Source organism: Flavobacterium agri (assembly GCF_013401995.1).
GTDB lineage: Bacteria > Bacteroidota > Bacteroidia > Flavobacteriales > Flavobacteriaceae > Flavobacterium > Flavobacterium agri.
This window is the reverse complement of record NZ_JACBJI010000006.1, coordinates 58,525-81,248: the sequence shown is the minus strand read 5'-3', so window position 1 is coordinate 81,248 and position 22,724 is coordinate 58,525. Positions and strand designations below refer to the sequence as shown.

General features: G+C 50.0%; 27 protein-coding genes and 1 pseudogene. 17 read left to right on the top strand and 11 right to left on the bottom strand.

Annotated features, from left to right (window positions below; genetic code table 11):
- The first annotated feature begins 13 nt into the window (after nucleotides 1–13).
- The 9 genes from HZF10_RS13720 to HZF10_RS13680 all read left to right on the top strand — a co-directional run bounded on the left by HZF10_RS13720 (nucleotide 14) and on the right by HZF10_RS13680 (nucleotide 6,290).
- Entirely contained in the window at nucleotides 14–1,018 is a 1,005-nt protein-coding gene (locus HZF10_RS13720; RefSeq protein ID WP_176006792.1) for an SDR family oxidoreductase, read from the top strand.
- A gap of 176 nt (nucleotides 1,019–1,194) precedes the next feature.
- The gene (locus tag HZF10_RS13715; RefSeq protein ID WP_176006791.1) at nucleotides 1,195–1,596 is read left to right on the top strand and encodes a response regulator; all 402 of its coding nucleotides are present in this window, start codon (nucleotides 1,195–1,197) and stop codon (nucleotides 1,594–1,596) included.
- 144 nt (nucleotides 1,597–1,740) lie between these two features.
- Nucleotides 1,741–2,499: an SDR family NAD(P)-dependent oxidoreductase gene (locus tag HZF10_RS13710; RefSeq protein WP_176006790.1), complete on the top strand. Its 759-nt coding sequence runs from the start codon at nucleotides 1,741–1,743 to the stop codon at nucleotides 2,497–2,499.
- A gap of 48 nt (nucleotides 2,500–2,547) precedes the next feature.
- Nucleotides 2,548–3,444: a helix-turn-helix domain-containing protein gene (locus HZF10_RS13705; protein WP_306454599.1), complete on the top strand. Its 897-nt coding sequence runs from the start codon at nucleotides 2,548–2,550 to the stop codon at nucleotides 3,442–3,444.
- 120 nt (nucleotides 3,445–3,564) lie between these two features.
- Nucleotides 3,565–4,353 carry an SDR family oxidoreductase gene (locus HZF10_RS13700; RefSeq protein ID WP_176006788.1) on the top strand — a complete coding sequence of 263 codons (789 nt, stop codon included), beginning with the start codon at nucleotides 3,565–3,567 and terminating at the stop codon, nucleotides 4,351–4,353.
- Nucleotides 4,350–4,799 (top strand): DUF2147 domain-containing protein, encoded by a 450-nt coding sequence (locus HZF10_RS13695; protein WP_176006787.1) that lies wholly within the window; start codon nucleotides 4,350–4,352, stop codon nucleotides 4,797–4,799. The genes HZF10_RS13700 and HZF10_RS13695 overlap by 4 nt, the downstream gene beginning before the upstream one ends.
- A gap of 16 nt (nucleotides 4,800–4,815) precedes the next feature.
- Nucleotides 4,816–5,019 carry a hypothetical protein gene (locus HZF10_RS13690; protein WP_176006786.1) on the top strand — a complete coding sequence of 68 codons (204 nt, stop codon included), beginning with the start codon at nucleotides 4,816–4,818 and terminating at the stop codon, nucleotides 5,017–5,019.
- Nucleotides 5,016–5,372 carry a hypothetical protein gene (locus HZF10_RS13685; RefSeq protein WP_176006785.1) on the top strand — a complete coding sequence of 119 codons (357 nt, stop codon included), beginning with the start codon at nucleotides 5,016–5,018 and terminating at the stop codon, nucleotides 5,370–5,372. Before HZF10_RS13690 ends, HZF10_RS13685 begins: the two co-directional genes overlap by 4 nt.
- A gap of 9 nt (nucleotides 5,373–5,381) precedes the next feature.
- The gene (locus HZF10_RS13680) at nucleotides 5,382–6,290 is read left to right on the top strand and encodes a helix-turn-helix domain-containing protein (protein WP_176006784.1); all 909 of its coding nucleotides are present in this window, start codon (nucleotides 5,382–5,384) and stop codon (nucleotides 6,288–6,290) included.
- A 301-nt stretch (nucleotides 6,291–6,591) separates the two neighbouring features.
- On the opposite strand, the gene HZF10_RS13675 is transcribed toward HZF10_RS13680, so the two are convergent.
- The 5 genes from HZF10_RS13675 to HZF10_RS13655 form a co-directional block, all read right to left on the bottom strand.
- The gene (locus tag HZF10_RS13675) at nucleotides 6,592–8,103 is read right to left on the bottom strand and encodes a serine hydrolase (RefSeq protein ID WP_257008565.1); all 1,512 of its coding nucleotides are present in this window, start codon (nucleotides 8,101–8,103) and stop codon (nucleotides 6,592–6,594) included.
- An 88-nt stretch (nucleotides 8,104–8,191) separates the two neighbouring features.
- Nucleotides 8,192–9,457, bottom strand: coding sequence for a M56 family metallopeptidase (locus tag HZF10_RS13670; protein WP_176006782.1), 1,266 nt, complete (start codon nucleotides 9,455–9,457; stop codon nucleotides 8,192–8,194).
- Between the two features lie 17 nt (nucleotides 9,458–9,474).
- The gene (locus tag HZF10_RS13665; RefSeq protein ID WP_246282599.1) at nucleotides 9,475–9,846 is read right to left on the bottom strand and encodes a BlaI/MecI/CopY family transcriptional regulator; all 372 of its coding nucleotides are present in this window, start codon (nucleotides 9,844–9,846) and stop codon (nucleotides 9,475–9,477) included.
- A 253-nt stretch (nucleotides 9,847–10,099) separates the two neighbouring features.
- Nucleotides 10,100–10,504 (bottom strand): YybH family protein, encoded by a 405-nt coding sequence (locus HZF10_RS13660; RefSeq protein ID WP_218833182.1) that lies wholly within the window; start codon nucleotides 10,502–10,504, stop codon nucleotides 10,100–10,102.
- Nucleotides 10,501–11,013, bottom strand: coding sequence for a DUF4440 domain-containing protein (locus HZF10_RS13655; protein ID WP_176006779.1), 513 nt, complete (start codon nucleotides 11,011–11,013; stop codon nucleotides 10,501–10,503). Before HZF10_RS13655 ends, HZF10_RS13660 begins: the two co-directional genes overlap by 4 nt.
- Nucleotides 11,014–11,384: 371 nt before the next feature.
- Between HZF10_RS13655 and HZF10_RS13650 the strand changes: the two genes are divergently transcribed.
- Together HZF10_RS13650 and HZF10_RS13645 are read left to right on the top strand one after the other, a co-directional pair.
- Nucleotides 11,385–11,576, top strand: coding sequence for a cold-shock protein (locus tag HZF10_RS13650; RefSeq protein ID WP_176006778.1), 192 nt, complete (start codon nucleotides 11,385–11,387; stop codon nucleotides 11,574–11,576).
- Nucleotides 11,577–11,698: 122 nt separating this feature from the next.
- Nucleotides 11,699–12,568, top strand: a complete 870-nt coding sequence (locus HZF10_RS13645; RefSeq protein ID WP_176006777.1) for a cupin-like domain-containing protein — start codon at nucleotides 11,699–11,701, stop codon at nucleotides 12,566–12,568.
- Here HZF10_RS13645 and HZF10_RS13640 read toward each other — a convergent pair whose 3' ends face one another.
- Nucleotides 12,569–13,744, bottom strand: coding sequence for a cation:proton antiporter domain-containing protein (locus HZF10_RS13640; RefSeq protein ID WP_176006776.1), 1,176 nt, complete (start codon nucleotides 13,742–13,744; stop codon nucleotides 12,569–12,571).
- A gap of 76 nt (nucleotides 13,745–13,820) precedes the next feature.
- Entirely contained in the window at nucleotides 13,821–14,276 is a 456-nt protein-coding gene (locus HZF10_RS13635; protein WP_176006775.1) for an Hsp20/alpha crystallin family protein, read from the bottom strand.
- 417 nt (nucleotides 14,277–14,693) lie between these two features.
- Between HZF10_RS13635 and HZF10_RS13630 the strand changes: the two genes are divergently transcribed.
- A complete protein-coding gene (locus HZF10_RS13630) occupies nucleotides 14,694–15,305 on the top strand; it encodes a chromophore lyase CpcT/CpeT (protein WP_176006774.1) in 612 nt (203 codons plus the stop codon).
- A gap of 42 nt (nucleotides 15,306–15,347) precedes the next feature.
- Here the strand turns inward: HZF10_RS13630 and HZF10_RS13625 are convergent, their stop codons facing one another.
- From HZF10_RS13625 to HZF10_RS13615, 3 genes and pseudogenes are all read right to left on the bottom strand, one after another.
- The gene (locus HZF10_RS13625) at nucleotides 15,348–15,611 is read right to left on the bottom strand and encodes a hypothetical protein (RefSeq protein WP_503328423.1); all 264 of its coding nucleotides are present in this window, start codon (nucleotides 15,609–15,611) and stop codon (nucleotides 15,348–15,350) included.
- Nucleotides 15,598–16,755: a TolC family protein gene (locus HZF10_RS13620; RefSeq protein WP_176006772.1), complete on the bottom strand. Its 1,158-nt coding sequence runs from the start codon at nucleotides 16,753–16,755 to the stop codon at nucleotides 15,598–15,600. Before HZF10_RS13620 ends, HZF10_RS13625 begins: the two co-directional genes overlap by 14 nt.
- A pseudogene (locus HZF10_RS13615) lies at nucleotides 16,736–17,080 on the bottom strand (biotin attachment protein); the annotation flags it as partial. The pseudogene HZF10_RS13615 and the gene HZF10_RS13620, both read right to left, overlap by 20 nt.
- A gap of 8 nt (nucleotides 17,081–17,088) precedes the next feature.
- Here HZF10_RS13615 and HZF10_RS18195 point away from each other — a divergent pair.
- The 4 genes from HZF10_RS18195 (at nucleotide 17,089) to HZF10_RS13595 (ending at nucleotide 20,607) form a co-directional block, all read left to right on the top strand.
- Entirely contained in the window at nucleotides 17,089–17,232 is a 144-nt protein-coding gene (locus HZF10_RS18195; protein ID WP_176006771.1) for a T9SS type A sorting domain-containing protein, read from the top strand.
- Nucleotides 17,233–17,402: 170 nt separating this feature from the next.
- Complete coding sequence (locus HZF10_RS13605) at nucleotides 17,403–18,500, top strand: FAD-binding domain-containing protein (protein WP_176006770.1); 1,098 nt, start codon at nucleotides 17,403–17,405, stop codon at nucleotides 18,498–18,500.
- Complete coding sequence (locus HZF10_RS13600) at nucleotides 18,487–19,176, top strand: SDR family NAD(P)-dependent oxidoreductase (RefSeq protein WP_217703387.1); 690 nt, start codon at nucleotides 18,487–18,489, stop codon at nucleotides 19,174–19,176. The genes HZF10_RS13605 and HZF10_RS13600 overlap by 14 nt, the downstream gene beginning before the upstream one ends.
- A gap of 3 nt (nucleotides 19,177–19,179) precedes the next feature.
- Entirely contained in the window at nucleotides 19,180–20,607 is a 1,428-nt protein-coding gene (locus HZF10_RS13595; RefSeq protein ID WP_176006769.1) for an SDR family oxidoreductase, read from the top strand.
- Nucleotide 20,608: 1 nt separating this feature from the next.
- On the opposite strand, the gene HZF10_RS13590 is transcribed toward HZF10_RS13595, so the two are convergent.
- A complete protein-coding gene (locus HZF10_RS13590) occupies nucleotides 20,609–21,760 on the bottom strand; it encodes a lycopene cyclase family protein (protein ID WP_176006768.1) in 1,152 nt (383 codons plus the stop codon).
- A 52-nt stretch (nucleotides 21,761–21,812) separates the two neighbouring features.
- Here HZF10_RS13590 and HZF10_RS13585 point away from each other — a divergent pair, with 52 nt between their 5' ends.
- Nucleotides 21,813–22,706, top strand: coding sequence for a MerR family transcriptional regulator (locus HZF10_RS13585; protein ID WP_176006767.1), 894 nt, complete (start codon nucleotides 21,813–21,815; stop codon nucleotides 22,704–22,706).
- Nucleotides 22,707–22,724: the final 18 nt, after the last annotated feature.

Sequence of the window (22,724 nt, the reverse complement as noted above, 5' to 3'; positions counted from 1 at the left end):
AAAAATCCGAATTATGAAGAACACCGATACGATGACCCGAAGGGATGCGATCGCCGGCATGGGCGCCATCTTGGCGACCACACTTACCAATCCGGCAGCCGCCGCCAATTTGCATGAGAACGATGATTATGGGCCAATCTTGCCGGACGATCCCACGGCCAAATACCCCAAACCGCCCTTCAAGGAACAGTCACAGCCCTGGCCGGGATTGGCCACCAAAATGGAACCCCGCCCCGATCACGGAGAGAAAAGCTACAAAGGCTCCGGAAGGCTCAAAGGCCGGAAAGCACTGATTACTGGAGGCGATTCGGGAATGGGTCGGGCCGCCGCCATCGCCTTTGCAAGAGAAGGAGCGGATGTCGCGATCAATTATTATCCTTCGGAGGAAGAAGATGCGCGCGAAGTGGTCCGGCTTATAAAAGCCGAAGGTCGTAAAGCGATCGCCATTCCCGGAGATCTTCGTGACGAAACATTTTGCAAGCATTTGGTAGAGGAAGCCGTGAAAGGGCTCGACGGACTCGATATTTTGGTGAATAACGCCGCGCGCCAGCAAACACGTGCTTCGATACTCGACATTTCATCGGAAGACTTCGATGCCACCATGAAGACGAACGTATACGCGCCGTTCTGGATAACGAAGGCAGCCTTACCCAACTTGCGACCCGGTGCGGCTATCATCGTCACCACGTCGGAACAGGCATACGATCCTTCGGCCGAGCTCCACGATTATGCGCAAACCAAGGCGGCCAATATGAATTCGGTGAAGTCATTGGCCAAACAGCTCGGACCTAAAGGCATACGTGTGAACGGTGTAGCACCGGGTCCGATCTGGACGCCTTTGCAGGTAAGTGGCGGCGCGACTATGGAAAAGCTCAAGCAGTTCGGCGGTCAGACGCCTATGGGGCGTCCCGGGCAACCCGTCGAATTGGCCTCGATTTATGTCCAGCTCGCCGCACACGATGCCAGCTATGCCACGGGCCAGATTTATGGTGCCAGCGGAGGTTCAGGAAATCCGTGATCGAGAAGTTTTATACAAAAACCAGGTAAGCAAAGCGATACGCTATGATGTGAGACGAATGCGCGAATCGGATGCCCCAATCAAGCCGTTGTCTGAATTATAAAATTTTTAAAATTTGTTCAACACCTTTTTTTGTGTACATCCGTTACATTTATCTCACTCAATTTCCAATTACTATGCACAAGATCGTTTTCCACATCGACGACGACGACGACGATTTGATGTTTTTCTCCGAAGCCTTGAACGCGATGCCCCATTTGCAGGTAAGCCAGTTCCGGTCTTTCCACGAAGCTGTCACGGCCATCGCGCATGGCGGGCGTCCCGATGTCATCGTGATGGATTTTTGGGTGCCCGGTATGGCCGCCACACACTTTTTGCAGCAGGTATCCCAACACCTCGATCTGACCGAGGTACCGATAATGGTACTTTCCGGAACCGAAGTGCCGTTGTTTTTTAGGGAATTGCTTGACAAGTACAGGGTGCGCTACCTCACCAAGCCCCACGACCCGGCGGTGTTCGCTTCCATGCTGTTTTCGAATTTTTCCGACGGCGAGGCTTCGAGGCATGAGATGGCGTGACGCTGTGAATTTTTTGGGTAGCGTAATCGCCACTTCAGGTAAATCGCCCGACGATCCTCGATTCCGTTACGAAATCCGCCAATCCGGTTACACCCGACTCCCCATTCTTCCCAACCTTTGCATTTCAACTTTAAAAAGCCAGAAATGAAAACCGTATTGATTACCGGTGCCAACAAAGGCATCGGCTTAGAACTGTCCAGGCAGTTGGCGAGAAAAGGATGGTATGTCTTCATCGGCAGCCGGGATGTACAGAAGGGCAGAGAGGCGGTGCGGCGCTTGAAAGACGAAGGGCTCGGGAATGTACAAGTTGTGCAGTTGGACGTAACCGACCAGCGATCGGTCGATGCCGCCCGCCTCGAAATCGGCAGTAAAACACAAGTGCTCGACATCCTGATCAACAACGCCGGCATAAATGGCATCGAGTTCTTCGGAGACAGGCCCGTCATGCACACGGCCTTGGGTACCGGGGTCGACAAGTTCAAGGAAGTGTATGAGGTGAACGTCTTCGGCGTCATCCGCGTCACCCAGACGTTCGTCGACCTGATGCGGCCCTCGTCCGAACCACGCATCGTGAACGTCAGTTCGAGCCAGGGTTCGTTGACGCTGCACAGCGACCCGACGTACAAATATTACCAGCATAAGGGCGCGGTCTACCAATCGTCCAAAGCAGCGCTGAACATGTACACGATCGCGTTGGCTTTCGAGTTGCGCGATACGAATTTCAAGGTAAATGCCGTCAGCCCGCCATCCACTGCCACAGACTTCAATCATCATTTGGGCACGAGCACCGTAGAGACTGCGGCGCAGCAAATCCTCAAATACACGCTTATCGGCAACGACGGTCCCACGGGAAAGTTCTTCTGCGAAGACAACAACCCCGAAACCGGGGAAATCCCATGGTGAGCAGGTCTGATTTTCATAAATTGAGGCATGGAAAAAAAAGACGGTAGATTGTTTCGATACTCTTCATTGCCCGAACTGCACAGGATGCTTGGGCTGCCGGGTCCGCTGCATCCTTTGGTCACCCTGATCGATACGTCGGCTAAGGCCTTCGACGATATTCACCTACCCGAATCGCATACGTCCGACTTCTATAAGATTTCATATAAGAAAGAACTCACCGGCGAACTGAGATACGGGCAGCACCAGTACCGATTCGACCAGGGTGGGCTGTTTTTCGTCGCACCCAACCAAGTCACTTCGCGTGGCATCGCCAACGAACAACATTCCGGCTACACGCTCATCATCCATCCCGATTTTCTGTTAGGTTATCCGCTGGCACGAAGGATTCGGCAGTATGGTTTCTTTTCCTATGACGCGAACGAGGCGCTGCACCTGTCCGACAAAGAGAAAGAAACGGTCCTGCCTCTTTTCAGGAATATAGCGGAAGAATTGCACGGCAAGCTCGACGACTTCAGTCAGGACGTAATCATTTCCCAAGTCGAATCCCTGCTCAATTACAGCAACCGCTTCTACAAGCGCCAGTTCCTGACAAGAAAGGCGTTGAACACCACGTTGCTGCAGCAGTTCGAAAGCATACTCGACGACTATTTCAACGACGAAAAGACATTGCTCAAAGGAATTCCCACCGTCCGGTTTCTTGCAGACAATCTGCACCTGTCACCGGGCTACCTGAGCGACATGCTGCGCAGCCTTACCGGCCAGAATGCCCAACAGCACATCCAAAGCCGCGTTATCGAAAAAGCGAAAGAAAAGCTTAGTAGTACTGATTTGTCCGTCAGTGAAATCGCCTACGAACTGGGCTTTGATCATTCCCAATCCTTCAGCCGTCTCTTTAAATCAAAAACAAGTCTTTCCCCTTTGGAATTCAGGCAATCGTTTAACTAAACACATCTTTCAAACCAGGCCGTGAGTACACACATACACTTTCGGCTACATCGAAGTGCGTTTCGGCTAAATCTGTTTTTTATTGTCGGTGCAACTTTGTATCGATATAAACGACAGAAAATGGATTTGAAAAACAGCACGGTGCTCATCACCGGCGGAACAAGCGGTATAGGCCTCGAGTTGGTGAGACAGCTTACCGATCAGGGCACCAACATCATCGTCACGGGGCGCAGCCTCGAAGCCCTTTACGATACACAGCGGCAATTTCCAAATGTCCACCCGTTCCGGAGCGACGTCAGCCAGCCCGACGACATCCAAAAGTTGTACGACGAGGTGACGAAACAGTTTCCCGGGCTCAACATCATCATCAACAACGCGGGCCTCATGCGGCTGATCGACTTGCAGGACACGTCCCTCGACCTACAAAACGTCGTCCGCGAAATCGACACCAACCTGTCCGGCACCATCCGGATGGTACACCAGTTCCTGCCGCACCTCATGCGAAAAGAGTCTGCTGCGATCATCAACGTATCGTCGGCCATCGCGTTCATGGCGTATTCGTCCGCCCCAATATACAGCGCGTCCAAAGCCGCGGTGCACGCCTATACAAAAGCGTTGCGGCTGCAGCTCGACAAGACCCACGTAAAGGTGATCGAGGTCATACCGCCCGGCGTCAATACCAACCTCCAGAAAGATTGGGTACTCCGACCCAACCCCGGCCAGATGATGGACGTAGCCAAGGCGGTCGGTGAAATCATTAAAGGGATCCGGAAAGACAAACCGGAGATAACGCCGGGGCTTTCGGGCATCGTTAAATTCATGAGCCGCATCGCCCCGAATTTCATCGAACGGAATTTAGGACATCGGGAGTTCGAGAAATTCAGGCAACTTAATTCACATAAAAAATGAGATTCCAAACACTTTTGGCAACAACGCTGCTGGCGTCCGTCGCCTCATTCGCACAACAGCTTCCGGCAGATAAGATCATCGGGATATGGGAAAGTACAACAAAGGGAGAGGTGGGACTCCGGTTCGAGATATTCAAATCGGGCGGGGAATATTTCGGGAAACTGCTGTGGGCGTCCACAATGTTCGAGGCCGATGGTAAAACCCCGAAGAAAGACGGCAGGAACCCCAACCGCAAACTGCGCTCCCGCTCAAGGAAGAACATCATAAACGTCACCAACCTCAGGTACGAGGATGGCGAATATATCGACGGCGAGCTCTACAATCCCGACAACGGAAGCACCTACAGCCTGAACGCCAAGCTCAAAAGCGCGGATGAACTGGAATTCCGCGGATACCTCGGCATTGCGCTGATCGGAAAAACGATGAAGTTCAAAAGGATTCCATAACAAAAACACAGAAGAAATGGCAAGCGATAACAACGAAGACAAACTCTCAAGGTTTTGGTTCCTATTTTCGAATATGCTCCCTCCGGTCGGCTTCTTCCTGTATGTGAAGCACAGGAAGCGTTACCCGAACAAAGCCCGCACAGCCCTGACGAGCGCCGCGATAGGCGTGCCCATCGCCTTGCTCGGAAGTTATGTTTTCAATACTTATATCCTCAAATGATAAAGAACATAGTCTCGTTGGTGCTGCTGATCGTTTCGGCAGTGCTGAGCTTCAAGCACGGTTGGGACACCTTCCACTACAAGAGCAACCCCGCTTCGGTCAAGATGATGTCGGAATTGGGCATAAGCGAATCCGTCGTTCCCTTTTTCGGCATCCTGGCCATCGCGATCGGCGTGTTGCTGCCGGTCCCCAAAACGTACTTTTTGGGAAATGTCCTGAACGCGGTATCGATCCTGCTCATCATGGCACTGGCGCTCAAGGCAGGCAATCATAAAATGGCCCTGATCGAAATTCCTTTCTTGATATTGCCTTTGGTTATGATCTGGCTCAGATATCCCTTCAAAAATCCATAATTTTATACTATGGGAAACCCAATGCCGTACCGTATCAGATCCATTACCGAAATACACCGTCTGATGGGGCTACCCAAGCCGTCCCATCCGCTGGTCAGCATAATTGACCTGAAAGGCTTGCAGGACGATCCCGAAATCAAGGCCGTGGTGTTCGACCTCTATGTCATTTCCCTGAAGCGGGGATGCGACAACCTGCTCTACGGCCAGCAGAAATATGACTTCGACGAAGGCTTCATGGCGTTTATGGCACCAGGCCAGGTCCTGCGCGGCGAAGAAAACGGCGTGCCGTCCAACCTCGAAGGCTGGATGTTGTTCATCCATCCCGATTTCCTCTGGAATACGCCGCTGGCCAAAAAGATCAAGCAGTACGAATACTTCGATTATGCCGCCAACGAAGCGTTGTTTCTTTCCGATCACGAGCAAACGCTGATCAACGGAATCGCAAAGAACATCCGCAACGAATACCGGTCGAACCTCGACAAATTCAGCCAGGACATCATCATATCCCATATCGAAACCCTGTTGAACTATGCCGAACGGTTTTACGGACGACAGTTCCTGACCCGGAAAGTAACCAATCACCAGGTGCTCGACCGGTTGGAAAAGCTGCTTTCAGACTATTTCAAAGACGACGATCTCATAACGAGAGGCCTTCCTACCGTACAGTACGTTTCCGATGAGCTTAATGTGTCGCCCGGATATTTAAGGAGTTTGCTCAAGACCCTTACCGGGCAAAGTACCCAATATCACATACACGAAAAACTGATTGAAAAGGCAAAGGAAAAACTGTCTACGACCAATCTTTCGATCAGCGAGATCGCGTACGGACTGGGTTTCGAGCACCTGCAATCCTTCAGCAAGCTGTTCAGGACAAAGACGGGCACCACACCGTTGGAATTCCGCCAGTCATTCATTTGAACATCCTGTTCCCGATTGACCTTTTAATCGGTATCACTTCGGTTTCTTATCCGGTTACTACCTTTGGATGATGTTGATCTAAAACAAGTCCCGTCTCTGCACGAACGATGCGGTATTGCCTTTCTCAAAGAACCATTACGCTCCCTGTTTTACATTCGTTCTTTGCCCTTATCCCCAAGGCCTTCGTACAAAACTTTTTTAAGCGTTAATGGGCCAACCCTGGAACTTTTCCGGAGCACCATTTAACCCAGAAAAACCAGTATCGTTATCTTAAAAAAGAAGAAAGCAGCGCAATAACATGTTATTTCATTTTTTTGATCTTGAGTTCGTTACCGTTTTGTTTCAGTGTGGCGGCTGTTACCGAGCCTTGCTCGTCCTTTTCAAAAACCAGTTGGGCTTTTACCACTTTTAAGAAAAAAGCGTTTTCAGTCTCCGGGAAAATCGGGAATTTTTGCTGGCCCGGCAATTGGGAATACAATTGGGCATTGTCCAAAGTAATGGCCATATTGTAACCGGCCTCGAGTTCGTATTCGCCTACAAAAGGCTGCAGTTGCGCTTCGGTCAACGTGATTTCCGTGTGGGAATCCTTGACGACCACCGGTGCTTTTCCATAAAGCAGCCTGCGCAGGTTATTCAGGAAAGACAGCCCGTTTTCGTTGTTTTGCAAAACAATGATGGTTTTGTCGTTGTCTGTATGTCTTTCAATGAAAGTCACATAGCCCGGCCATCCTCCACTGTGGTTTGCAATCCTGCCATAGTCGTCAAATTTGGCAATCATCCAGCCAAAGCCGTAGCTCGTCTTTTCGTCGTTTGGCAATACGGGCGGAGTAAAGACCAAATGAAGCGACTTTTTGGAAACCAACTTTTCAGTGTATAGCGCCCTGTCCCATTTCAACAGATCGGTAGTGGTGGAATTTATCGCACCGTCACCCACGATTCCGTCGAGACATACCACATAATTGTTGTTTGGATCGTTGTCCGGCAGCACCTTTTTTTGGCTGGCATCGTAAACATAGCCATAGGCATAATCCGCAATTTTCCTCGGAGCGAGCCTGCGGTTGTATACGAAAGTGTTTTCCATTTTCAGGGGCTTGAAGATGTTGTCGGCCAAAAAGGCGGCATACGTTTTCCCTGAAGCTTTCTCGATGACAGAAGCCAACAACGCATACCCGGTATTGCTGTACTCGAATTTACTGCCCGGCGTAAAGAGGGCTTGCGGCTTTTCTTTGGCAAACAGTGCGATGATGTCCTTATTGGTATTGATTTTCGTAGTGTCGCCTTTAGTCCCTACCAGTTGCATATAGTCCGGTAAGCCTCCTGTATGGTTCAGGAGTTGCCGTATCGTAACGTCTTTGTAAAAAAACAGTTCAGGTATGTATTTCGACAAAGCGTCGTCATATTCCAATTTGCCTTTTTGCTCCAACAGCACGATTCCCATGGCCGTGAACTGCTTCGATACCGATGCCAGTTCAAATATCGAATTGTCGGTAAGTGGCAATTTTTGGCCTTCGTCGCGCAACCCGAAACTCTTTCTATAGATCACGTTACCTTTTTCGGCAATGAGTACGTTGCCGTTGAATTCCTGTTTAGCGGCCAATACTGAAAAAAGGCTGTCGATTTTTTGTACGCGGGTATCTTGCGCATTCGCCTTCATAAGGAAAGCAAGTAGCGAAAGGAAGATGATTTTTTTCATGGGAATTCTAGGATTGGACAGCGACGGCTGTACCGAACTGTTCGTTTGAAAATCGCGATTTTGGGCATGGTTTGCCCCGCGTGACAACATGGTCACGGCCAGCTTTGCAAGTGTTTTCATGATAATTGATTGATGATTGAAACGGCCACATGGCTATGACCAAAATTGAATATGAGTAGTAATAATTATTGTGTTCGCATGATTGGGATCAGTCGAATTTCCAATTGTACCAGGTCGCCGTCATATTCTTGTAGATAAGGAATTTGGATTTGAATTTATGATGCATGGCGGCAGATTGGGCTTTTCCGTTCACGACGAAATCTTCTTCCGACAAATGGTAGGACAGTCCCACCGTATCCCTGATGATTCCCTCGGAAATAAGGTTTTGGCGGAAGGTCGCATCGTACACCTTGAAGTCATCCGGCAGATTTTTCACCTTTTCTGCCTGCTCAGCCGGGCGTTCGGAATCAGTCGTGCAGGCGACGACGCCAATGGCAAAACAAAGGATGGAAACGGTCAGTATGCTTTTCTCCCAAGTGCTGATCATCGAAGTCCTGACACCTAAAATCCGTTGGGCGCGTTTGAGTATCGAAGTCTTGCGTCCTATAAAAGCGGCATACAGTGCGCCGGCTTGCTGGCGCTCGCTCACCGACAGCAAAGCCCTGACCAGTGAAGGGCTGTCTCCTGAGACCGACAACGCCAGGTCATCGCAGCAATTTTCCCGTTCTTCCCGAATGAGCGAACTGAGCCAAAATACGGCAGGATTAAAAAAGAATAGGGTATCCACAAAAGTCTGTACCAGATTCATAAAAAAATCCCTTCGTTTTATATGTGCCAGTTCGTGCAGCAATATCGCGTTCACCTGATCCTCCGGCAGGCTTGCAAGCAACCCTATGGGTACAAGGATAACGGGGCGCAAGAACCCGATTACGCAAGGAACGAGCGTCAGTCCCGATTCCAAAAAAAGAATAGTTTGTTTGATTCCGATTTGGGTTTTGAAAACTTCCAAACGGTCGCTCCAGTATTCCGGAACAGTATTCGTGCGGTAATGGCGAAGCCTTTGCAAGGCACCGAATTCTCGGAAAACCCCAAAGCACTTGATGCAGAAAATACCAAACCAAACGACCGCGATCCAAAAGACGTTACGGTTTATGAAGCCGATGGTGGTTTGGAGCATGTCGGCCGTAAACACTTGTCCCGAAAACGGGTTTGGCGTTTGCGAAGTCGGTTCGGATAAAATCGGGATGACCTGCCCGTCCGACAAAAGTCCCATTTGCCAGACAAATGTCAAAATGGTTCCCAAAACGAAAAGGCAAAGGAGTGAACAGAACAAGTCATAGCGTACTTTAGCTGATGATTTTTTGGTAAAAACCAATAACACCCAACCCCCGACAGCAAGTAGAAGCCCTTGCCAAAGCGAGTGTACAAGCGTCCACGAAACGGCGTGCATCAAATTTTCAATGGGGAATGTCATGTGAGTTTTCTTTAACGTTACTTGTTTTCAAGTTGGTCCAATAATTTCCGGATTTCAGATAATTCTTCGGGTGAGGCTTTCTTGTCTCCCAACAACTGCATCATCAAACTGGCCTTCGATCCCCCATAAAGCGAATCGACGAATTTATCGAGCAGTACGCCTTTGGTTTTCACTTCCTCGAGGCTAGGTTTGTAGATGTGCTTCATGCTCGATTTGTCTGCCATCAGCAATCCCTTTTCAAACATGATCTGCATCAGTTTCAGCGTAGTGGTATACTGCACCGGGCGCGACTCATTGAGTTTGTCGTTTACCAAACGTACCGTAGACGGTCCATTTTGCCACAGGATCTGAAGAATTTCAAATTCGGATTTTGTTGGTTCTGCTTGCATCGCGGACATTTCAAATATTAGACAGTCCAAACATACGAATTATTTCGTACGTAAAAAATATTAGGTAATTATTTTCCTTCTTTTTCTTTTGAAATACCAGGACGCTTGACCCCATCTGTACCGTCAACCGCAGGGACAAAGGGTGTTCCTCAACTATACCGACCTCTCGATGACGGAATGCCGTAAAAATTTCCGCATTGCCGATTTTTCCTTATACGCACCGAACACTATCGACAGGTGCAGGACCCGGACATCAATCATACATCGCCATCTCGCGGAATATCTTCAGTGATCCGTCTTTCTCCCTGCGCCAGATATTGACGTTCTTTCCCGTAAAAACGCCCGAGAAATCCCCGCTGCGTACGATGGCGATGTGGCTCGCATACTCCACGATGTAGTCTCCCAGATGATCGACGCGGTCGTTACGGATGTCGAGTTTCTCGAAAACCGGGATATGCCTGACGTGTTCCGCAAAGAAATCGTCTATCTCTTTCCTTCCGCTGGCAATGGGGCTTCCGCTGTAGATGTATTTCGCATCGTCGGTAAAAAACCGCGTCCAAAGCGTTGCGTCGTGTTCGCTGATGGTGCGTTCCTGCAGGCGATTGAGTGCCGCGAGCTCGAATCGGATGTTGTTATTGATGGGAAGATGCGCGGTCATCGCCACGTCCGTAACAGGCACGGTGCTGAAACGCAGCTCGTCGGCGATCGCAATTTTATGGCTGTAGTCCAGGCGGCGGTGACCATTGCGAGTTTCCCGTTTTGCGACTTTTCCCAGAACTCCTGGTATTTGCCTTTTACAGGATACGTCTTTCCGCTGCTTTTAAACGTCAGGACGAGGTCAAAGGTCCCTAACTCCACGACGCGCTCCCCAAGGTCGAGCACTTCAACCGTTTCCCTGCGATAATCGCTGATCCGGAAACGTTCCAGGAACGCTTTGTAATAACTGAGCGCATGGTTTTTTCCGATGACCGTCTTCTGGAATTCCGGCATCAGGCGCAGGCTGTCCGCAAAATAAGGCTGCAACGATTCCGGTTTTCCCTTTTGTATTTGTTCAATGAAATCCGATCCGAACTTTTTCAGGAAATCCGTCGCGGTACGACCCGCAGGCTGCTGGGCAAATCCCGAAAGCGAGTAGAAGAACACAATAAAAAGCAATTTACTTCGCATGGCAATGGCTCGACCGGGATGTTATCGGCCTCATTGTAAACGTACTAAAAAAAACAGCGCCTGCAAATGCACGTACTGAACAGGATAAGTCGAGGCTTCCTCACCACGCCGGCAATCCACTTCAAAAGCGTCGCCGTCCTGAGCAGGCACCGGCGGCACGATAGGGGGCAACGTTCCCGAAACCATTCCAATCCGAACGGTATTACCTTTCTAATGGTAAGAAGCAACAAAGTACCGGACCGAAAGCCCGCGAACCGTACGGAAACCACTGATAGTGGGACCTGCCGGGTTATTCTACAGATATCGGGGTAAAATAGGTTGAATGTCAATAATTTACGCCTACCTTTGTCACTTAATAATATTTTTATACCATGAATCAAGGTACCATCAAATTTTTCAACGAAGCCAAGGGCTTCGGTTTCATCAGCCCCCAGGACGGCGGCGATGACCTGTTTGTTCACGTGACCGGGCTGAACGGCCGCGTCCGTGAAAACGACGAGGTTACTTACTCTGTCGAGCAGGGAAAAAGAGGCCTGAATGCAGTAAATGTCACCGTTATCTAAGATATTCGAACACCTGTATTGAAAGCCGTCCGTTTGGACGGCTTTTTTCATGGCAGTCAGGTGTACGGTTTTGCATGTCCCGATACCGTATCTTTACATAAAGCACAATAACTGCAACAGCTATGGAACCCTATTTCCAGTACACCGAAATCGAGCGGGTGGAAAAGCTTACCCGGCAAGAATTCCTTGAAAAGTATTACCGCCCGCAGAAACCTGTGGTCATCACCAATCAGATAGAAGACTGGCCCGCCTTTGAAAAATGGAACTTTGGATTCCTGAAAGAGGTTGCCGGGGATAAGACCGTACCACTTTACGACAGCCGCAAGACCGATTACACCAAAAAGGTCAATGAGCCCGATTACACGATGACCATGTCCCGGTACATCGACATACTGGAGAAAGGGCCTACCGATCTCAGGATCTTCCTATACAATTTGCTGAAAGATGTCCCGTCGATGAAGGCCGACATGAAATGGCCCGAATTGGGCATCCGGCTCCTCAAAAATTTACCGCTGGTATTTTTCGGCGGAGAGGGCGCCAAGGTTTTCATGCATTACGACATCGACTTCCCGAACATCTTCCACATTCACTTCGAAGGACGCAAGCAATGCGTACTCGTTTCGCCCGACGACACGAAATACATGTACCGCCTTCCGTATTCGTGGCTGTGCCATGAAGACATCGACTTCGACAATCCCGATTTCGAAAAGTTTCCGGCCTTGAGACGGGTAAAACCGTTCATCACCCATCTCAGCCACGGCGAAATGCTTTACATGCCCGAAGGCTGGTGGCACTACATGAAATACGAAACGCCCGGTTTTTCATTGAGCCTCAGGTCACTTGCGGGGCGTCCGCGCCATTTGCTCAAGGGCTTGCTGAACGTCGCCGTCATCCGCCATTACGACAACTGGATGCGCAGGCGGAAAGGCCAGGCATGGCTCGATTACAAAGATGCCGAAGCCATAAGAAGAACGAACGCGCTGCTGGAATGACTAAGAGAAAGTTGTTTTCTCGGGTAACGGAAGCCGGTAGATCAGCCGTTGCATCACCGTAATCCAGAAAGAGGACAACAACATGGTCAAAGTGATGACCGCGAGCGTCACCTGATACAGATAGTTTCCCACCAATCCCAACGACACGGCAAGCGTCATGAGTACAAAGCTGAATTCCCCGATCTGAGACAGCAGCGCGCCTCCGTAGAGGCTATCCCTCCAGCTATTGCCTGCCAACCGGAACAGCATCGCGTTGAGTAGGCTGTTGATCAGCAATACCGACAGCGCTACAAAGACGATGGTACCGACATTGTCCCTGAAAAACGGCAGGTCCAGTTGAAGGCCGACCGCAATGAAGAAAAACGCCAAAAAGAACACCCGGAACGGAATCAGTGCCTTGCCGAGCCAGCGCGTCGCCTTGTCCTTGCCGATCACGATACCGGCCACAAATGCGCCCAATGCGGCCGACAAACCCAGCCATGCGGTGACCCAGGCCATCCCGAAGCAGATCGCGAATCCCAGGAATACCTGCAGGTCATGATCGGCGATGATGTCCCGTTTGAACGGTAGCGAAGGCCGTCTTACCGAAACGGCGCGAAGCAAAAGCAGGATGAGCATTCCGCCGGCGCACACCTTGGCCAAATCAACCGCCGACACGTTCCCTGCCGCCATGAAATTAAGGCACACGACCATCGGGACGACCAAAATATCCTGGATCAGCAATACCCCGCTTGTAATGAGGCCAAGCTGACTGTTCATTTCTCCCGTGCGCGACAGGTATTGGAAAACGATGGCCGAGCTGCTCAGGCTGATGATGAAGCCCATAAGCACCGTCATCGTGGTGCTCCATTCCAGATAAGTCCCGATTCCCCACATACAGGCCAGGCTGACCGCTACCTGTACCGATGCGATGAAGAGCGGCCTGGCGAAAGCACGCGTCAGGTCTGGCAGCCTGATCTCGCTGCCGATGAAGAACATAAGCAACACGATCCCCATCTCTCCGAGCTGGGAAATCACTTCGGCTTCATTGACGATGTTGCATACCTGCGGGCCCAGGAGCACGCCCGACAAAATATAAGCGATGAAGTAAGGCTGTCGGATTTTTCGAAGCAGCATGATAAGCAATAAAATGACGAAAGAGAGCACGGCCAAACCGTGAAAGAGTTCAGATGACATAGTTCAGGATTTTGCTGGGGATAAGAAAACAAGCTGCCCGGTCAGGGGCAGCTTGATGTTTTACGGCAGATCGGGATCATCCCTCGATCGCAATTGTCCTTGGCGGTTTCTGTTTCGCTTCCTCGCGTTTCGGGATGCTCAACAGCAGCACGCCGTTTTCATATCGTGCCGAAATCCTTTCTTCGTCCACGACGTTTTTAGGAAGCTCGAAGCTTCGCTGGAAAGATTGGTAGCTGAACTCGCGGCGCGTGTACTGCGCCTGACGGTCTTCGTGTGATTCCTCCTTGGCAGAGGAAATGGTGAGCAGGTTGCCGTCCAGCGAGATACGGAAGTCCTCCTTGCTCATTCCCGGGGCGGCGACCTCCACTTCGTAGTTGTCGGCCGTCTCCTTGATGTTCACCGAAGGCAGCGTGGTGCTGGTCGATGAAAAGTTATTGTTTCCCCAATTGAAAAGCTCGCGGCCTAAAATGTCGTCAAAAAACACACCTGTGGAAGCGGGGAAGCGGCCTCCGTTTCTTTTGATAAGATTCATAACAGTTTACTTTAGAATTGTTAGACAATAAATTAATGAACTGGACTGCCATTTTTCTAAAATTGTGCCAAGGGCCGAAACTGACATTTTTTCAATTTTCAAAATGAAAAATTGGCAGTTTTCGTTCGCTTTCATGCTTAAGTTTTTTGTTTTAGATCGTAAGTCGTGACCGATTTCGCCGATTTCAGGAATTTCCGGTTCGACATTGGCCCACAGCACATTCATTTGGAATCAGTTAAAATAGATCCTCAAAATTATAGCATCTACGGACGTGAGACCATTGGCAATCTGGGTCAGGACGTATTGGGCCAGTATCCTGCGACCGTCATTAGCTTCGATCATAGTTATTTGGGATTTCAATAAGAAAAGAAGCAGATTTTTAAGTATTATTATCAAATCAATTTAAATGAATCAACTATGAAAGTTTTTATCTCTATGGCCTTGCTCCTGGCCACCTTTACTGTTGCAGCCCAATCCAAGTCGGACCGGAAAGAGTTGGATAAGCTGGAGGCACTCATGGAAGGCTATTATTCGTCTGAAGCCCAGTCAAAAGTCGACAGCGCCAATTATTTCAATATTTCGCTGCGCATGGTTCCGATCTGGAAAGACAGGGGCCATTTTCTTTATGTCGAGCAGGCCCTTGCGTCGAAACCCGACAAGCCGTATCGCGTGCGCATCTATAAGCTAAGCAAGAGAGATGGGAAATTTGTCAGCGAGATCCATACCTTGAAAAATGAGAAGGATTGGATCGGCAAATGGAAAACACCTGCCGCATTCGATACGCTCCCTTTTTCGGAGATTGAACTCAAGCCGGGATGCGAAGTTATTCTTGAAAAAAAGTCAGAGACGGAATACTCCGGGAAAACCGGTATCGGCACCTGCCCAAGCGAATTGCGCGGCGCGAGTTATGCGACCTCTATCGTAACGATTACTCCGGGAAAGATCCTATCCTGGGACCAAGGCTTCGATAAAGAAGGAAAACAGGTTTGGGGCGCAGAGAAAGGCGGGTACGTTTTCATTAAAAAATGATTTGAAATACCACTGCCCGCGCGTCGGGCCAGATCGAGGCGTTTATGGGAATTCCGCCGTCGTACGATAAAACTCCGCGACCGAACCAAGCAGCCGACTTTCGATCGCGGCCAACGCCAGCCTATTGCTGATGAGGGCGTTCTCCCGATTGTTTATCAAAAAAAGGGAGCTTTCGCCCAAGGCAAACATTCGTTCCTCGGCTTCAAGCATTTTGATATAGTCTTCGCTCAGGTCCTTTGATAATTTTCGCTGCTCAAGGAGCAGCGAAAATTCATTCCTAAGCGTTGCGATCTTATTGAGGAGCACGGTTTGCTGGTATTCCAGACCTAACATTTCGTCCTGCAGCTTCAGGCGGGACAAGCGTATTTTCGCGCTCTTTTCTTAAGAACAAAGGGTAGCTGAAGGTAAGCCCGAGTTTGTAATCTTCGGCGCGTAAACCTGCCGGACTTTCCGGATTCGCCAGAAACTGGTAGTTTGCCCTGATACCGGGAAGCAATTGGTTCTGCCGGAAACGGCGCTCGACTTCCAGAATCTCTATTTTGCCTTTATAAAGCTGGACTTTCGGATTTGAACCTGTCGTAATCTCTTTTTCGAGTTGCAACTGAGCGGCGGGCACGAGTTCATCGGTTAATGTTTCCTCCGGAGAGACGGCGTCAGAGAGTTCAACAGGCACCTGGTCTATCCATAAGTAATTGGACAGCGAAAGTCTTGCCTTATTCAATTTGACCCGGGCTTCTTCAAGGCCAAGCCCCCTCATTTTTAGTGAAATTGCCGACTCGGTGCTGTCTATCGCCGCCTTGTCGCCCAATTCGATGGACCGTTTTATCGCCAGATGACGCATAGTGGCCACCCGTGTATACTCGTTATATATTTTAGCTTCCTGGTAAGCCCTTAACCAATCGAAGTACGCCGCAGACGCATCAAAGAGAACGTTGGCAGCGGCAAGCTTTTTTTCGGCGACCGCCATGCGCTGCTGGATTTTGGCTTGCCTTAGTACGGTCATGCGTTCGTTTATCCAAAGCCCCTGGCCAACTGGAATCGAGACGCCTAAGCCGGCGAGCCCGTTGGCGGGTGTCGTGGCTTGTGGATTCAAGTAATATCCATCGGCCTGGTCGAACGCGGCCTTGACCTCAATTCCGTACCAGGTCGGAATTTTAAAGCTTGAGTTCAATACCTCGTAATAAGCCGTTCCCTTAAATTTCTTTTGCTCATAATCTGCTTCCAGTTTGGGGTCGAACGCACCCCTAGCCTCCATGAGATACGCCTGCGCACGATCGATAGCCAGATCTGCCTGGCGCACCAAAGGGTGGAACTTTTTTACGTAACCGAGAAATTCGGAGTACCGCATTAGACCCTGATCAGCAGATTTAGGAGTATTGGTTTGGCCGTACAGCGGACAGAGAAACAAAAAAACCGCGAGGACCGATAGGTTATTTTTTGCCTTTCTCATCAGAATTGTCGTTGGTATTATAAAAATTAGGCGGAAATCCATTAAGCGTCCTCCAGATCTCATACCACACCGGCACGGTATCCAGAAGCGCCAGTGTCTGGGCACCGGAGCCTATACTGAGTTGCTTGGGCCATTTATTTTCGTTTTCGTCCGGAGCAATCAATATGCGGTACTTTCCGTTCGGGCTGATGAATTTTTCTATGGACACTATACGTCCTCCAAAAGTGCCGTATGAAATCCCGGGCCAACCCGAGAATACGATTCTGGGCCAACCGTCGAACCAAACCCGTACTTTTTTCCCTTTTTTAAGCAACGGAAGATGAAGTCTATGATATGCTCGGACAGCGCCTGGAGTCCAGAACAGTGAGGTCGGGCACCGACCTTACCCTTAATGTCTCGGGTTACTCCATTGGCGTGTATATCGTCAACGTGAGATACGGCAACAAAGTCAGCAGCTTCAAATTCGTCAAACAATAAGGACCTTTTTGCGGCCTATAGCGGCCTAACGAAGATTTAACCGCTAAGTCCCCAAGATGCCCATAACGGAACATCGTGGGGACTTTTTTGATACAATTAATTTTGTTTAATATATTTTAAAAATAATTAAACAAAAATACATATCTTTAATCTAAACAGAGAGAGTGGGTATGCTAGCAGATAAAACCAGTTTCGCCGATATCCTGGAACAGATCGATCGGATCGATCCCGTCGCTTACTCGAAGAACCGGAATTATACATCGGGCGCCGTTTCCAACTTGTCGCCCTACATATCGAGGGGCGTCGTTTCGGGAAAATTTATTTTCGAGACGTTGCTTTCCAGATATAGCTACGCCCAATGCCATACGTTTATGAAGCAATTGTTGTGGCGGGAATATTTCCAGCGGTTGCAGCAACATTTTCCGGATGTCGCCTACCGGGAAATAAAGCCCGGCCAATCGAGAAAACGCGGGATGCCCTTGTCCGTCATGCTCGGAAAAACGGGCATCACGGTCCTTGACGACGCGATCTCGACGCTCTACCTGACCGGTCACATGCACAATCATGTGCGCCTGTATATCGCTTCGCTATGCTGCACGTTGGGGAAATGCCATTTTAATGCGCCGGCAGCATGGATGTACTATCATTTGTCCGATGGCGATGTCGCAAGCAACTTCGGCAGCTGGCAATGGGTTGCGGGCACGCTGACCGGCAAGCCGTATCATGCTAATCAAAATAACGTAAACGAGTTCACCCATGTGAAGCAATACCACACCTTTCTCGATACGGCTTACGAGGAACTTGCCGTCATGCAAATCCCCGACGTGCTCCGGGAAACCTGCCAACCGATACTCGAAACGATTTTACCCGACACCGGCTTGCCGCAGCTCGAACAAGGCACGACCCTGCTTTACACACATTATAATCTCGATCCCTTTTGGCACATGGACGACCGTGCCGAAAGGCTCCTGGTATTAGAGCCGAGCCATTTCAAGAAATTCCCTATAAGCGAGTTTGTATTAAAGTTCATCATCACGCTCACCGGCAACCTTCAGGGAATCAAGCTGTACTGTGGCGAAATCGATGCGCTGAAGCGGGCATACCCGGATATGCGATTCCTAGCCCGCGAACATCCCTTATTCGCACACTGGGATGTCGCGTTTGACGAGCGGGAATGGATCGTGCCGGAAGTAAAGGGGTTTTATCCTTCCTTTTCTAAATATTACAAGGACTGCCAAAAAAAACTTTCTGTATATGAGCATAGGTAAGTACATCATCGCCGGCGCAAGCAGCGGAATTGGGAAAGAACTGGCGAAGAACCTTCTCGGCCGGGGATGCGAGGTCATCGCGATGAACCGCAGCGTGCCGGATTTCACCCATCCGAATTTATACCATGTAGCCCACGATTTTTCCGGCGAAGCGTCGCTGCCTCAGATAGACGGAGAGTTCGCCGGTTTGGTCTACTGTCCCGGCTCGATCAACCTGAGGCCGATAAACACGCTGAAAAGCGAACAGGTAATCGACGATTTCAAGCTGAATGCGGTAGGCGCATTTTCATTTGCAAAAGCATACCGGTCAAATTTGGCTGCGGGCGCGGGTATCGTGTTCTTCAGTTCCGTTGCGGCCAAGACAGGTATGCCTTTCCATGCCAGTATCGCGATGTCGAAGGGTGCCGTTGAAGGTTTGACCGTCGCGCTCGCGGCAGAGTTCGCGCCCACCATCAGGGTGAACTGCATAGCGCCTTCACTTACGGATACTCCTTTGGCTTCACCCTTGCTGAACACCGAATCCAAGCAAGCTGCGAATGCCGATCGCCATCCGCTTAAGCGGATTGGTACTCCCGAAGATCTCGCATCGATGGCCGTTTTCCTTCTCACCGAAGCAAACTGGATGACCGGCCAGATCGTTTCGGTCAACGGCGGACTCGGAACGATACTCAAATAGTATATGAAAATTCTGCTGACAGGAGCCACGGGCTACATCGCACAACGCCTGCTGCCGGTCTTGCTCGACCAAGGACATGAAGTCGTGTGTTGTGTCCGAGATGTGCGCCGCTTCAATACCGAAGCGTACCAAGACAAGAACATTAGTGTCGTCGAGGCCGACTTGGTTAAAAAAGATACCCTGTCGAGCCTGCCCCGCGATATCGACGCCGCTTACTATCTCGTACATTCGATGAGCACCCAAGGTGATTTCGGCAAAAGTGAAGAACGATCGGCAAAGAATTTCGTCGAGTACATCGCTACCGGCAGCGCGACCCAAATAATCTACTTGAGCGGTATCGTCAATGAAAGAGAATTGTCGGCGCATTTGAGTTCGAGGAAAAACGTAGAATCGATTTTGGGGCAGGCAACGGCAAAACTCACGACGTTGCGCGCCGCCATCATTGTGGGTTCGGGCAGCGCATCGTTCGAGATCATTCGCGACCTGGTCGAGAAGCTTCCGGTCATGGTCGCGCCGAAATGGCTGTACACGAAATGCCAGCCCATCGCCATACGGAATGTGGTACAGTTTCTTTCCGGGGTTCTTGCAAAGGAGAGCACTTTCGGAAAACACTTCGATATCTACGGTCCCGCGATACTCACCTACAAGGAGATGTTGCTTGGCTTCGCCGAAGTGCGGGGCTTGAAGCGCACGATCGTCACCGTTCCGGTAATGACCCCGCGACTTTCCTCATATTGGCTGTATTTTGTGACGTCCACGTCGTATACGCTGGCCAAAAACCTCGTCGACAGCATGAAAATCGACGTGATCGCCACGCCAAACGACCTTGCCGGGAGTATCGGCATACAGCTCATCGATTACAAAACGGCGATCGGAATGGCTTTCGACAAAATCGAACAGAATCTCGTGTTGTCTTCGTGGAGCGGTGCAATGCATGACAAAGGGTCGGAGTTCGATTTTGACAAGCTCGTCAAAGTGCCCCGGTTCGGATGCTTCAAAGACCGAAAAACACGCAAGATCATCGATGCCGCCTCCGCGGTGGATCGCATACTTGCCATAGGCGGCGATTCAGGATGGTATTACGCCAATTGGCTATGGGAATTCCGCGGTTTTCTCGACAAATTATTCGGAGGCGTGGGGCTGAACCGCGGACGGAAAAACAGGAACGTGCTCGATGCGGGGGACGTATTGGACTTCTGGCGTGTCGTGTATGTCAACAAAGACGAAGGCAGGCTTTTGCTTTACGCGGAAATGAAGCTGCCCGGCGAAGCTTGGCTCGAGTTCAAGGTTTCGGGTGACAGGAGCGAACTCGTACAGACCGCTACTTTTCGTCCACTGGGTTTGGCGGGGCGGCTTTACTGGTACGCGGTCTTGCCTTTCCATTATTTTATTTTCAACGGAATGATACGCAGGATTACGAAAGGACTGTGAATTACACTTTTTTGACCGACTGCGATTTCGAAATGAACCGGCGTACAAGATGCTTTATGAAAAGCCTTTTGGGGCAAGATGCCAGTATTTTCAAATCTTCTGCCGGTGTCGTTTCCTCCCTCAGGAATTTCAGTAGCAGATCGGGTCGCGCCCTTCGGAACAACGTAGAAAAGATATGTCTTCCGAGATGATTTTGGTGATACAGCACCGATACGAAGACCTCATCGTAGAACGCGAACCTGCCCGCCTTATGGAATTCGGAAAAGTCGCCGTTTCCTTTCGAGAGGAAGTGCGGGACACGCGCGGCCATTTTTTCGGCATGCAGCAAGGTGTAACCGGTACTGGGTTTTGTCCAGCCGCCCGCCGTGCCTATGTGCAATACGTTCTTGCTGTTGCTTTTCCAAAACGGATGGGATGTCATCGGGATGACGCCTTTTTCTCTACCGACGATTTTGAAGTCTCCGATGCGTTTCGAACGCAAATAGTCTGCAATCCCGGACTCATATTCGGATTCAGGCAGCAGAGCCGGTGAAAATAACGTATATTCTACCAATGCGCGCGTTTCCGAGAAAGGAAGAAGATACACAAAACGCGTCCCGCTCTTTTGCTCGATCGAAAAATCCATGAACGTGACGGTTTCGGAAGCGAAGGCAGGCTCGGTCGTTTCTATCGTCCATCCGACGAAATGCTGCAGGAGCAAAGGGGATTTTTTCGTCGGCGGGTTGAGTCGGCCTATGCTGTTGAATACTTTTTTTCCGATGAAAACCCCTTTGTCCGTAGAAACCTTGACCTGGCTTTGATCGTCCAGAATTTTGACGACTGTCGCCTCGAGGGTCGAAATTCCACTGAAGCAGGCGAGGCGTCGCGATACGTCTTGTTCGAGATGCCGGGGCTCGAGCATTTTGTAAACGTATTTTCCCCGGAGGATTTCCGTCTCGGATCCGGATTTGAAGACAGCGCTTGCCCAACGCCGCGATACGAGTCCGTCAAGTCGGCTGCTTTCGCTTTCCCAAAAGCACCACGTCCTGGGTTCGTTGCGTCCGTCATCAAGAATCAAGACGTTTTTACCCGTAAGCGATCCGGCGTCGGCCATCGCGACGAGCAGAAGTTGTGAGGAAAGTCCGTATCCGCAAAAAATATAATCGAACACCATGTTGTTAAAGCTATAACAATTAAATTAGTTGTTCAATAAAATTAGCAAAACAATGAACAATATAAAGTCGGTTTTCAGTATAAAGGATCTCGAAAACCTTTCGGACATAAAGGCGCACACGATCCGTATTTGGGAAAAGCGCTATTCGCTGCTGTCACCGTTGCGTACCGACGCCAACACGCGGTACTACGACATCGAAAACCTGCAAAAACTGCTCAATGTGGTGCTGTTGGTCAAATACGGCTTCAAACTGCACCGGTTGGCGCTGTTGAACAATGCCGAGCTCGACGCCATGGTCAAGGAAGTGCGAACCGATAAATACGACCGCAACCACGTTTCCCATCTTTTCAAAGTCGCGATGATGACCTTCGACCAGCATCTTTTTATGCAGACATACCAAGAGCTGTTGCGTGAAAAAACATTTCGGCAGGTGTTTTTCGACTACTTCATGCCCTTGCTCGAAGACATCGGGATATTGTGGCAGACGCGCACCATAACGCCTGCCCACGAACATTTCATCAGTTGTCTGATCCGGATGAAGATAATTGCCAACACCGACAGCCTGCTCTCCGGGTCAAATCCGGCGGGCGACCATGTTTATGCACTGTTCCTGCCGTTGGATGAAATACACGAGCTTGGGTTGCTCTACCTCAACTACGCGCTGTTGGAAAGCCGGCACCGCACCATTTATCTCGGCGAAAGCATGCCGATCGAAAGCCTGGAACGCTTCAAGTCTTTGTTTAACCGCGTTACTTTCGTGACCTATGCAACCGTATCGCCTTCAAAACTTGAATTTTCAAAGTATCTCGAGGAGCTCAGGTCGCGCCTGTTAAGCCCCGGATGCGAACTTTGGGTGCTCGGTTCCCGTGTTCAGGACCAGGACGCGCCCGTAAATCCGGCCGTGAAATTTTTTCCGTCGCTCAAAGATGTCTTAAACGAATTATAAAGTTTAGACAACCTTGAT

What these genes read in the sequence shown, in the direction of transcription:
- HZF10_RS13720 (WP_176006792.1), top strand. Translation starts at nt 14, where the DNA reads ATGAAGAACACCGATACGATGACCCGAAGGGATGCGATCGCCGGCATG.
- HZF10_RS13715 (WP_176006791.1), top strand. Translation starts at nt 1,195, where the DNA reads ATGCACAAGATCGTTTTCCACATCGACGACGACGACGACGATTTGATG.
- HZF10_RS13710 (WP_176006790.1), top strand. Translation starts at nt 1,741, where the DNA reads ATGAAAACCGTATTGATTACCGGTGCCAACAAAGGCATCGGCTTAGAA.
- HZF10_RS13700 (WP_176006788.1), top strand. Translation starts at nt 3,565, where the DNA reads ATGGATTTGAAAAACAGCACGGTGCTCATCACCGGCGGAACAAGCGGT.
- HZF10_RS13695 (WP_176006787.1), top strand. Translation starts at nt 4,350, where the DNA reads ATGAGATTCCAAACACTTTTGGCAACAACGCTGCTGGCGTCCGTCGCC.
- HZF10_RS13690 (WP_176006786.1), top strand. Translation starts at nt 4,816, where the DNA reads ATGGCAAGCGATAACAACGAAGACAAACTCTCAAGGTTTTGGTTCCTA.
- HZF10_RS13685 (WP_176006785.1), top strand. Translation starts at nt 5,016, where the DNA reads ATGATAAAGAACATAGTCTCGTTGGTGCTGCTGATCGTTTCGGCAGTG.
- HZF10_RS13680 (WP_176006784.1), top strand. Translation starts at nt 5,382, where the DNA reads ATGGGAAACCCAATGCCGTACCGTATCAGATCCATTACCGAAATACAC.
- HZF10_RS13675 (WP_257008565.1), bottom strand. Translation starts at nt 8,103, where the DNA reads ATGAAAACACTTGCAAAGCTGGCCGTGACCATGTTGTCACGCGGGGCA.
- HZF10_RS13670 (WP_176006782.1), bottom strand. Translation starts at nt 9,457, where the DNA reads ATGACATTCCCCATTGAAAATTTGATGCACGCCGTTTCGTGGACGCTT.
- HZF10_RS13665 (WP_246282599.1), bottom strand. Translation starts at nt 9,846, where the DNA reads ATGCAAGCAGAACCAACAAAATCCGAATTTGAAATTCTTCAGATCCTG.
- HZF10_RS13660 (WP_218833182.1), bottom strand. Translation starts at nt 10,504, where the DNA reads ATGACCGCGCATCTTCCCATCAATAACAACATCCGATTCGAGCTCGCG.
- HZF10_RS13655 (WP_176006779.1), bottom strand. Translation starts at nt 11,013, where the DNA reads ATGCGAAGTAAATTGCTTTTTATTGTGTTCTTCTACTCGCTTTCGGGA.
- HZF10_RS13650 (WP_176006778.1), top strand. Translation starts at nt 11,385, where the DNA reads ATGAATCAAGGTACCATCAAATTTTTCAACGAAGCCAAGGGCTTCGGT.
- HZF10_RS13645 (WP_176006777.1), top strand. Translation starts at nt 11,699, where the DNA reads ATGGAACCCTATTTCCAGTACACCGAAATCGAGCGGGTGGAAAAGCTT.
- HZF10_RS13640 (WP_176006776.1), bottom strand. Translation starts at nt 13,744, where the DNA reads ATGTCATCTGAACTCTTTCACGGTTTGGCCGTGCTCTCTTTCGTCATT.
- HZF10_RS13635 (WP_176006775.1), bottom strand. Translation starts at nt 14,276, where the DNA reads ATGAATCTTATCAAAAGAAACGGAGGCCGCTTCCCCGCTTCCACAGGT.
- HZF10_RS13630 (WP_176006774.1), top strand. Translation starts at nt 14,694, where the DNA reads ATGAAAGTTTTTATCTCTATGGCCTTGCTCCTGGCCACCTTTACTGTT.
- HZF10_RS13620 (WP_176006772.1), bottom strand. Translation starts at nt 16,755, where the DNA reads ATGAGAAAGGCAAAAAATAACCTATCGGTCCTCGCGGTTTTTTTGTTT.
- HZF10_RS18195 (WP_176006771.1), top strand. Translation starts at nt 17,089, where the DNA reads ATGCTCGGACAGCGCCTGGAGTCCAGAACAGTGAGGTCGGGCACCGAC.
- HZF10_RS13605 (WP_176006770.1), top strand. Translation starts at nt 17,403, where the DNA reads ATGCTAGCAGATAAAACCAGTTTCGCCGATATCCTGGAACAGATCGAT.
- HZF10_RS13600 (WP_217703387.1), top strand. Translation starts at nt 18,487, where the DNA reads ATGAGCATAGGTAAGTACATCATCGCCGGCGCAAGCAGCGGAATTGGG.
- HZF10_RS13595 (WP_176006769.1), top strand. Translation starts at nt 19,180, where the DNA reads ATGAAAATTCTGCTGACAGGAGCCACGGGCTACATCGCACAACGCCTG.
- HZF10_RS13590 (WP_176006768.1), bottom strand. Translation starts at nt 21,760, where the DNA reads ATGGTGTTCGATTATATTTTTTGCGGATACGGACTTTCCTCACAACTT.
- HZF10_RS13585 (WP_176006767.1), top strand. Translation starts at nt 21,813, where the DNA reads ATGAACAATATAAAGTCGGTTTTCAGTATAAAGGATCTCGAAAACCTT.